Annotated in this window: 9 protein-coding genes; 3 read left to right on the top strand and 6 right to left on the bottom strand. The window is 60.1% G+C overall.

Going from position 1 to position 9401, the window contains the following annotated elements; genetic code table 11:
- Positions 1-189: 189 nt before the first annotated feature.
- The 4 genes from ACRXB1_RS22220 to ACRXB1_RS22235 all read right to left on the bottom strand — a co-directional run bounded on the left by ACRXB1_RS22220 (position 190) and on the right by ACRXB1_RS22235 (position 4081).
- Positions 190-444 carry a hypothetical protein gene (locus ACRXB1_RS22220; RefSeq protein ID WP_449493235.1) on the bottom strand — a complete coding sequence of 85 codons (255 nt, stop codon included), beginning with the start codon at positions 442-444 and terminating at the stop codon, positions 190-192.
- Between the two features lie 467 nt (positions 445-911).
- A complete protein-coding gene (locus ACRXB1_RS22225; protein WP_062171802.1) occupies positions 912-1178 on the bottom strand; it encodes a hypothetical protein in 267 nt (88 codons plus the stop codon).
- A gap of 88 nt (positions 1179-1266) precedes the next feature.
- Entirely contained in the window at positions 1267-2505 is a 1239-nt protein-coding gene (locus ACRXB1_RS22230; RefSeq protein WP_449493236.1) for a Fic family protein, read from the bottom strand.
- 130 nt (positions 2506-2635) lie between these two features.
- Positions 2636-4081 (bottom strand): sigma-54 interaction domain-containing protein, encoded by a 1446-nt coding sequence (locus ACRXB1_RS22235; RefSeq protein ID WP_449493237.1) that lies wholly within the window; start codon positions 4079-4081, stop codon positions 2636-2638.
- A 301-nt stretch (positions 4082-4382) separates the two neighbouring features.
- Here ACRXB1_RS22235 and ACRXB1_RS22240 point away from each other — a divergent pair, with 301 nt between their 5' ends.
- The 3 genes from ACRXB1_RS22240 (at position 4383) to ACRXB1_RS22250 (ending at position 6956) form a co-directional block, all read left to right on the top strand.
- The gene (locus ACRXB1_RS22240) at positions 4383-5783 is read left to right on the top strand and encodes a GntP family permease (RefSeq protein ID WP_449493238.1); all 1401 of its coding nucleotides are present in this window, start codon (positions 4383-4385) and stop codon (positions 5781-5783) included.
- Positions 5784-5865: 82 nt separating this feature from the next.
- On the top strand, positions 5866-6666 hold the full coding sequence (locus ACRXB1_RS22245) for a 3-hydroxybutyrate dehydrogenase (RefSeq protein ID WP_062171810.1): 801 nt from the start codon (positions 5866-5868) through the stop codon (positions 6664-6666).
- 56 nt (positions 6667-6722) lie between these two features.
- On the top strand, positions 6723-6956 hold the full coding sequence (locus tag ACRXB1_RS22250; protein WP_062003494.1) for a hypothetical protein: 234 nt from the start codon (positions 6723-6725) through the stop codon (positions 6954-6956).
- 7 nt (positions 6957-6963) lie between these two features.
- On the opposite strand, the gene ACRXB1_RS22255 is transcribed toward ACRXB1_RS22250, so the two are convergent.
- The gene (locus tag ACRXB1_RS22255) at positions 6964-8973 is read right to left on the bottom strand and encodes an AI-2E family transporter (RefSeq protein WP_449493239.1); all 2010 of its coding nucleotides are present in this window, start codon (positions 8971-8973) and stop codon (positions 6964-6966) included.
- A 214-nt stretch (positions 8974-9187) separates the two neighbouring features.
- Positions 9188-9401, bottom strand: a 214-nt coding sequence (locus ACRXB1_RS22260) for a hypothetical protein (protein ID WP_449493240.1), incomplete at its 5' end; no start/stop codon positions are given.

Here is a 9401-nt window from a genome sequence, read left to right on the forward strand (position 1 = left end):
CACCGATATCGTGAACTCGCGAGCAACGTGGAATGCCTGCAAACGTCTTCCGAGTTTCAAAAGTGCGAGCCCCAGCATCCATCGAAATGCACCCGAACGCATCAACGACCGATATTTCAGCAGCCTGCTAGGAAGAGTTACCTGGAATAGGGAAGATGTTGGCACTCCCGGAAACGGATTCCGGAATAATCAATTCGATGCCTCAAGTTGCGTAAGCCGTTCGTGGATTCTCTGCATGCGGCTTTGCTGGGCAGGCACAAGCGCGCTGGAAGCCACCGAGTTGATTCGATTACGCCAGTAAGATAAAGGAATACGGTCTTCGGGAGAAATCCTGCCGATGATGCGTTCAAGGTGAAGAATATCTGTCTCGATCTGCCGGTGATTCATTCGCCACTCCATTAGATACGTTATTTTTGCTTTATTTAAAACGAGATTGCTCTTCATGTGGAACGAATAACCGATCCACACCAGGTATCAAAACGCCGGATTGATACAAATGGGCTGTAGCGCCGCTGTTGCCCCGAACGACGCTGCCGCAAACTCTGATCGCAGCATATCTCAATTTGATGAGTGACGTGTATTGCGCGGAGCCAATGCAGTAAGTATGAAACTATGAGCGTGTTCGAGTCGGAAAAATATTCGTGAATACTTAATACTTCGTTAAACAACTGAGCGCAAAGCGGAAATAATGGCGCTGGTAAAGTTTGGATTTGTTTTCAGCTTCCGCGCCGTGAAACTATTCGTGATTACTGCGTATTTGCATCAGCGATCAAAAAATTCCTATTGAATCGTTTGCGCGGTTTAAACCAAGTCGCCCTATTGGCGTTTTTTGTTGGCATATCAGTTTGCGCGGATCACCGTTCAGCCTTGATTCATTTGGCGTGGGCGAAGCCAGGGCTGCGCACCCACGTTTACTTCGCGCGGCAGGCGATAAGTAATCCGTTCTGGCCGTTCTCGCTGCTTTGATCCAGCACGTCGTAACTGCCTGCACACATGGCACGCGCGTTTTCCTGACAGTTACTCCAGCCGCCGTTCGAGGGGCAATTGATCATCGAGGTCGGGCGGCCGTCGGATGAAAACAGCGGCGGCGCACTGCTGCATGCGGACAATGCAGAAACAGCCGCGAGAAGCGGCACGAGCGCCAGAGAACGCGCGGCAAATACCCAGGAAAGCTTCATCCGATACCCCTTTTTATCGCTGTTTTTATGATAACGCGAGTATGCCACGCGGCGGTTTCGGGGCGCCTTCCAGGCGTGCGTTTGAAGCTCACACCTGACGCGCCGTATCGACCTCGGCTTCGGGCCACAGGCGGGGAAAAAGGTAGCGAAACAACTTGAGCGGCAACGCAAGCTCGACCGGTCCTTTCGGCGTCTTCGAACTGACGATGCCCAGCTTGAAGAGATCGGCCAACGCGCGGTCCGCGGTTCGGCTTGCAAGCCCCGTCATTCCCTTGAACCGCGTCCTGTCGAGAGATCCGACCGTACCCAGGTACGCAAGCGGTTGCGCAGCCTCGACGCGCAGAAAACGGGTGTCGGCCTTGGTCGATTCGGCGGCCAGCATTTGGGCGAGCCTTGCTTCGAACGCCTGCATCTGCAGCATGCTGTCCATGAACCTGATCTGATCCAGATAGACGCTCATGCAGAAGTCTATGAACTCCACCAGACCGCTTTCGCTCAGGACGCCCCTGCCGTCAAGATCGCCTTTGCGGCGCTGATCGGCTGCAATCAGATGCTTGTAGTAATCCGCTTGTTCGCGCGCAAAGCCGCGCATGGGAGACCAGAGCCCTCGCGTCAGCCCAAGCGCAGACAGCCCGATATGCGTATGCAACCGCGCCGTGCGCCCGTTGCCATCCAGAAACGGGTGAATCCATGCAAGCCGGTGATGCGCCGCCGTTAGTGCAATAACAGCCGTTTCGCCAGCCCGCGCGTAGCGATATCCGCGTGTCCACTCTTCCATGAACCGCGGCACAGTGGCCGGATCCGGCGGGATATGCGCGCCGACCTTGACGCCTCGGTCCCGCCAGACGCCCGGCGTGATCTTTTCCTCTTTGCCGTCATCGCCCGTCTGGAGCAAGTCCTGCTCCGACAACTGGTCATGCAAATGCCGATGAATCGCCTGGACGACCGAGCTCTCGAAAAACGCTGTGGAATCGAACGCGGGAAAGGTCTTTTCGCCCCAGCGCTCCGTGCCGATATGCGCCACCGCTATGCGCTGCTTAAGCGCCTCTCCCGGCTTGGCCGAGAAATCCTCCTGCAGCGCGCGCTCGATCAGCAGCGGTTCGGTATGCTGCCCTTCGATCTTGTTCGTATAGTAGGAATTCATGGGACGCAGCGCTTCGCGCAACAGATCGCGCAAACGAGGCATGCCATGCGCCGCGAGATCCTTCGCCTGACCGATAACATCCGCCGCCAGTGGACGCAATGTATCCATCTTCAGCTCGGAAGGCAGCATTGGATGCATCTGATGGACCGCGTAGTACGGATATTTCGATTCAGCGAGCGTCATGATTGTTATCTGGCGGATTTAATGGCGAATCTTATGGACACTAAGAAACCATAAAAAACCATTATATTCCAAATAGATATCGACTCCATGGCGAATCTGGTGGCGAATCCTCCGGCGAGAAATCGGTTCGTCAGACCGCGATCCCCAGCGCCACGATTTTCTTGTACATCGTCGCCCGCCCAATGCCGATTCGCTGCGCCGCTTCGGCTACTCGTCCACCACTGGCATGCAGCGCATCGGAGAGAAACTGCTTTTCAAACGACGCCATGGCTTCTGCATATGGCACGACCTCGTCTGCCGCAGATGTCCTTGGCGGTTCCGGCTCCGGCGCGATACTTTCCGCACCCATGAACGACCCCAGCGCGCGGGCATCGATATGCTCGCTGTCCGACAACATCACCGCTCGCTCCAGCGCATTGCGCAATTCACGCACGTTCCCAGGCCACGAATACGCGCACAAGAGGCGCAGCGCGTCGTCGTGGAGAACGAACTGGCCGGCGTGACGCGGGCGGGCATCGGCGGAGAGCTCTTCGAGCATGGCGTACACGAGCGCCTCGATATCCCCTATGCGCTGGCGCAACGGCGGCGCATGGATCGCCAGCACGTTCAGCCGATAAAACAGATCCGCCCGAAACCGTCCGCTCGACACAAGCGCCGGCAAATCCGCCGACGTCGCCGCGATGATCCGCACGTCCGCCCGCACAATGCGGTTCGATCCGAGCGGCTCGAACTCCTTTTCCTGCAACACGCGCAACAACTTGCCCTGCAGCGCGAGCGGCATATCGCCGATTTCATCGAGGAACAACGTGCCGCCGTCGGCGAGTTCGAATTTGCCCACCCGCCCCTTGCGATCCGCGCCGGTATAAGCGCCCGCCGCCGCGCCGAAAAATTCGACTTCGAGGAGGGTGTCGGGAATGGCCGCGACGTTCACCGATACCAGCGGCCGCGCCGATCGCGCCGACGCGCCGTGAATGGCGTGCGCAAGCAGCTCCTTGCCAGTGCCCGTCTCACCGGACAACAAAACCGGCGAATCGACCTGCGCGGCGCGCCTCGCCTGGCGCTTGACGTCGAGGCTCGCCGTGCTCGTGCCGACAAAACTTGCAAACGTATATTTCGCGCGCCGCGCCTGTGCCAGCGATTGCCGTGTCGCGATCAGTTCCTGCTGCACGCGTGAATAGTGGGAAAACAGCGGCGTGAGCGCTTTCATTTCATCGAAGAGCGCGAAGCCGATCGCGCCGACCGTTTCGCCGAAATCGTCCTTCAGCGGCAAGCGCGTGACGACCAGCGGTTCGCGATCCGTCTCCAGCAAGTCAAGCAGGATCGGTTTGCCGGTCGTCACGACCTCGCGCATCAGGCTGTTCGGAATCACCGCTTCGCAATCCCGCCCGATGGCGTCCTCCGGATCTGCAAACCCGAAACGCGCGGCGTAGCGCTTGTTGATCCAGACGACGCGCGCATCTTTATCGACGATAAACGTGCCTTCGCTGAAATTCTCGAAGGTCTTGAAGAGCGAATCCATCGCGCGGCGCAAAACGTCGCTGTAATCGACGGGGACGTGCGTCCAGTCGTTGAGCATCAGTGTCTCGTGGGTTTTCTCGATATCGAGACAGGGTATCTCGAAACGTGGAAAACCAGCAAGGCATTACACTACCGGCCGTTCGGCCGCGGTTCAGAAGAAATTCAGCAGAAATTTCGGATAGCTTTCCAACGGTTTTCGTCTCGATTCATGGATTTCCGTCATGAATCCGTCGCCAGGACCGGCGATTATTCCCGGAAAGCCTTGCCGCACAACGATTGGCACGGATGCTGCGTTAAAGGCGCGCCCTACCCGGACCGTTCATTTCGCGCCGGGATATACAACAAAGTACGGAGACTCAATGTCGTTCATCATCGTCCTCGCCGCGCTGGCGTTTCTCATGCTGGCCGCGTATCGCGGATACAGCGTGATCCTGGTGGCGCCGCTCGCCGCCCTCGCCGCCGTCCTGCTCACTGAACCCGCGGCTGTCGCGCCGGTGTTTTCCGGCATCTTCATGGAGAAGATGGTCGGCTTCGTCAAGCTGTATTTCCCCGTCTTTCTGCTTGGCGCCGTGTTCGGCAAGGTCGTCGAATTGTCGGGATTCTCGGAATCGATCGTGGCCGCCGCCATCCGATACATCGGCAAGACGCGCTTGAATGCGGTGATCGTGGCGGTGTGCGCGTTGCTCACCTATGGCGGTGTCTCGCTATTCGTGGTCGTGTTCGCCGTCTATCCGTTCGCGGCCGAGATGTATCGGCAAAGCAATATCCCGAAGCGCCTGATGCCCGGCGCCATCGCGCTCGGCGCATTCTCGTTCACGATGGACTCCCTGCCCGGCACGCCGCAGATCCAGAACATCATCCCCACGACCTTTTTCAAGACCACGGGCTGGGCCGCGCCGATTCTTGGAACGGCCGGTTCGCTGTTCATCATCGTGGTCGGGCTGACCTTTCTCGAGTGGCGCCGCCGCTCGGTGATGGCGACCGGCGAGGGTTACGGCACGTCGCTTGTCAATGAGCCGGATCGCGTGGAAAGCGCGCAGTTGCCCAATCCGTTGCTGGCGGTCGCGCCGCTGGTGCTGGTCGGCGTTGCGAACTTCGCGCTGACGAAGCTGATTCCCGTCTGGTACGGCGCGAGTTATTCCGTCGCGCCCGATGTGCTGCCGGGCGTTCATGCGGCGATCGTCACGCCGATCAAATCCGTGGTTGCAATCTGGGCCGTCGAAGGCGCGCTGCTGCTCGGCATCTTGCTGGTCGTGCTGACGGCGTTCGGTCGCGTGCGCGAACGTTTTGCCGTGGGTACGAAAGCGGCTGTGGGCGGTGCGTTGCTCGCCGCGATGAACACCGCCTCCGAGTACGGTTTCGGTGGCGTGATCGCGGCATTGCCGGGGTTTATCGTGGTCAGCAATGCGCTCAAGAGCATCCCGAATCCGCTGGTCAACGCGGCCGTTTCCGTGAGTTCGCTCGCCGGCATCACCGGGTCGGCGTCGGGCGGAATGAGCATTGCGCTCGCTGCCATGTCGGACACGTTCATCAAGGGCGCGGAAGCCGCGCATATCCCGCTCGAAGTGCTGCATCGCGTGGTCGCGATGGCCAGCGGCGGCATGGACACGCTGCCGCATAACGGCGCGGTGATCACGCTGCTCGCCGTGACCGGGTTGACGCACCGCGAGGCGTATCGCGATATTTTCGCCGTGACGATCATCAAGACCCTGGCGGTGTTTTTCGTGATCGCCGTGTATTACACGACCGGCCTGGTTTAACCCCCGGCGCGACATCTGGCAAACTTGGCGGCATCGACACCTGATGCCGCCATCCAACATCCTTTTCGACAGGACCCGCCCCATGACTTCATCCGCAGCAACTCCGCTCGCCGGCAAGACCGCACTCGTCACCGGATCGACCAGCGGTATTGGCCTCGGGATCGCCAATGCGCTCGCGCAAGCCGGCGCGAATATCGTGCTGAATGGTTTCGGCGACGCCACCGTGATCCAGAACGCGAAATCGCAGATCGAACAGCACGGCGTGAAGGCCGTGCATCATGGCGCGGATATGTCCAAGGCCACCGAGATCGAAGCGATGATCGCGTTTGCCATCGAGCAATTCGGCGCCGTGGATGTACTCGTGAACAACGCGGGCATCCAGCACGTCGCGACCATCGATACCTTCCCGGTCGAGAAGTGGGACGCCATTATCGCGATCAATCTGACCTCGGCGTTTCACACCATGCGGGTTGCGTTGCCGAAAATGCGCGATAACGGCTGGGGTCGCGTGATCAATATCGCCTCGGCGCACGGGCTGGTGGGCTCGGTGGGGAAATCGGCGTATGTGGCCGCGAAGCACGGCATTGTCGGTTTGACGAAAGTAGCCGCCCTCGAAAATGCGCGCACGGGCGTCACGGTGAACGCGATTTGCCCGGGTTTCGTGCTGACGCCGCTGGTGCAAAAGCAGATCGACGATATCGCCGCGAAGGAAAACATCTCGCCGGACGCGGCGCGCTCGAAGCTGCTCGGCGAGAAACAGCCGTCGGAACAGTTCGTGACACCGGAGCAGATTGGCAAGCTGGCGGTATTTCTCTGCTCGGAAGCCGCCGATGAAATGCGCGGTTCGGCGCTTCAGATCGATGGCGGCTGGACGTCGCAGTAGGCGTGCCGCCTGTCACATCAATTGGTAATATCGGGGTTCCCAGAACGGAGACTCCGATGACTGCCGAACACAATCGAACAGAAGAAGCGCAGGCGATGCAGCGCATCGTGAACGCCACACAGCAGGTCCAGGCGGCGTTCACGGCATTACAGGGGCAGTTTCCGCCGAACGGCGACGGCCGGCCTACGCAGATCGCATTGCAGACTTTCGACGCTGCGTTGCAGGAACTCGAAGAAGCGCAAGGCGCCTTCGACACCATGCTGAACGATCTCTTCGACGGAAATCGATAAGCGGCATTCAGGCGCCGCGCAAGACGGGAACAACCGCCGGCGCCTTTCCCGAATCTGCAACCGGCACGGGTTCTTCCGGGTTCAGGCCTTCCCAGGAGACGCCATTGGTAGTCTGTAGCCGCGCAGCAGCCACGCACGCCTCGACCAGTTCCTTGAACGAAGTCGCCGCCGATGTCTTCCTGATTACCGCCTCGCCTTCCAGCGCGCTGTCCGGCACGACCAGCCCGACAATCAGATCCGCCGCCCCTGCCCGCTGATGCAATCGGCGCAGCAGATTGCGCAAGTAAGGCGGCGATTCGGCGGCATCGAAAGAAATCACGCAGATCAGCGAAACGCCGGTCAGGTCGACTTCATCGAAACGGGTACGGGAAAAACGCTCGTACGGCGCGAGATCGGCGCCCAGTCCGTGCTTGCGAAACAGTTGCACGGCAATCGTCGCGGCCAGATCGTCCAGCACGCCGCGCCCCGCGATGCACAGCACGGACGACGTATGCCCTTCGCTGGCAGCATCGAAATGAGCAGGCGGCGCTTCGTGGAAAATGCCCGCCTCGCGATCCGACATCTCCAGGCTTGCCGGCGGTTTTTCATCGGGGCGGGCGGCCATCACCACATCCTCGACCTCTTCCAGCCCTTCGATGATGTCCATCGCAGATTCGTTGATGCGCTTCAACTGGTCCGCCGTCACCACGCCGCGCAGCACGTCCTGATGGGCAATCCGCAAACCCTCCAGCGCGACCTCGTCGTAATACGCGCTGAGCGAGCGCTCCTTGAGTAGCGATTCGGCCTGTACGAGCGCTTCGTCGGGATCGTTGGCGAGCAGCCGCTGATAAAAATTCTCCGCCGGCGTCAAGGCTGGACGATCGCCGAAAAGCACGTCGAGAAATTCCAGCCGATCCACATGACGCCCGAGAATCACGAGACACAGCGTCAATGGCGTAGATAAAACCAGCCCGATCGGCCCCCAGATCCAGCTCCAGAACACCGCCGCGACAATCACGGCAAAGGGCGAAAGACCCGTGCTGTGGCCATAAAGCATCGGTTCGACGATCTGGCCCGCGACGATGTCGGTAACCCCGAAGAGCACGATGGTCCAGATCATCATCGACCAGCCGGGACCGACGGCCGTGGCGAAGACAACGGCCAGCAGCGCCGCGATCCACGTCCCCACATAGGGCACGAATCGCAGCAATCCGGTCAGCACGCCGAACAGCAACGCGCCGGGCACGCCGATGATCGCAAGGCCAATCGAAATCACGATACCCACGCCCATGTTGATACCGAGCTGCGCGAGGAAATATCGCGACAGCCGCCGCGCGGCTTCGTCCATGGCGGTCGTTGCGCGGTGCAGGTCGCGCGATCCGAACAGCCGGATCAGCCGGTCGCGCAGGTCTTCTCGCTGCAACAGGATAAATATCGCCACGACGAGGACAATGCCCGTGGTCTCGAGCGGACTGATGATCGGCGACAGGAAGCGCTGGGCAAGCTCCACTGGCGAAGGGGATGGCTCGTGGACTTCGACGGGCATGGGTGCGTCGATAGGAGACGCCGTCTGGTTCTCCTGGCTCTTGCGGATTTCCTCCTGCCGGTTCGGCGATATCCGTTTCAGCGCGGTTGCCGCCTTGCCAAGGAACGCATCGGCGCGGCCGACTGTCTTCTCCTGCACGGCATCGATTTTCCGTTCTACGGCGACCTGATAACGCGGCAGGTCGCTGGCGAGCTGCGCCACTTGCGCACCGATCAGCGCGCCAACCGCCGTCAGCACGGACAACGCAACGAGCACGGCCAGGATCACCGATGGCACTTGCCCCAGTTTCAACCGCCGCAACAAATCGACGAAAGGCGCAACCAGGAAGCTCAACAACACCGCCAGAATGATCGGGATAAGCACCGCGCGCCCAAAATACAGCGCGCAGATCACCACCACGCCGGTGACCAGCGAAAGCAACGCCCGCATGCCCGGCGCCTCGGGAGGCAAGACCTTCGACGCGGGCCGGCGCGGGACGGGATTTGGTGTCATCACATCGTTCTCTTATTGGCTTTAGCGGGGTTCATGATGCGGTCGCGCCGGCGATCCATCAAGGATCTCCGGCCAAGCGTTGCGTTGGTTTGTAGAGTTGTCAGCCGCGAGCCGGTGTCCTGCGGTCTCGGGAAACGCACACGCCCGCCATGCATGAGCAAAGACCATGCCATTCGGGCGGGTATTTGACGGTGAGGCAATACGGGAGCCGCAATCAGCCCGCCATGGTCACCATGCGGCGGATGCGGCTCGCCATGGATTCGAGCGTGAAGGGCTTGGTGATCATTTCCATGCCGGTGTCGAGAAAGCCGTTGGCGCGCGTGGCCGACTCGGCGTAACCCGTCATGAGTACCTGAACCGCAAGTACGACCGGAACTTGCTGATGGCGCTGTTCCGGCTGTCGCAAGTGGGATATGTGACGCCATTGA

Source organism: Caballeronia sp. M23-90, from assembly GCF_053574605.1.

Bases quoted from the DNA above. Each gene is read 5' to 3' on its own strand.
- ACRXB1_RS22220 (WP_449493235.1), bottom strand. From the start codon at position 444: ATGAAGAGCAATCTCGTTTTAAATAAAGCAAAAATAACGTATCTAATG.
- ACRXB1_RS22225 (WP_062171802.1), bottom strand. From the start codon at position 1,178: ATGAAGCTTTCCTGGGTATTTGCCGCGCGTTCTCTGGCGCTCGTGCCG.
- ACRXB1_RS22230 (WP_449493236.1), bottom strand. From the start codon at position 2,505: ATGACGCTCGCTGAATCGAAATATCCGTACTACGCGGTCCATCAGATG.
- ACRXB1_RS22235 (WP_449493237.1), bottom strand. From the start codon at position 4,081: ATGCTCAACGACTGGACGCACGTCCCCGTCGATTACAGCGACGTTTTG.
- ACRXB1_RS22240 (WP_449493238.1), top strand. From the start codon at position 4,383: ATGTCGTTCATCATCGTCCTCGCCGCGCTGGCGTTTCTCATGCTGGCC.
- ACRXB1_RS22245 (WP_062171810.1), top strand. From the start codon at position 5,866: ATGACTTCATCCGCAGCAACTCCGCTCGCCGGCAAGACCGCACTCGTC.
- ACRXB1_RS22250 (WP_062003494.1), top strand. From the start codon at position 6,723: ATGACTGCCGAACACAATCGAACAGAAGAAGCGCAGGCGATGCAGCGC.
- ACRXB1_RS22255 (WP_449493239.1), bottom strand. From the start codon at position 8,973: ATGACACCAAATCCCGTCCCGCGCCGGCCCGCGTCGAAGGTCTTGCCT.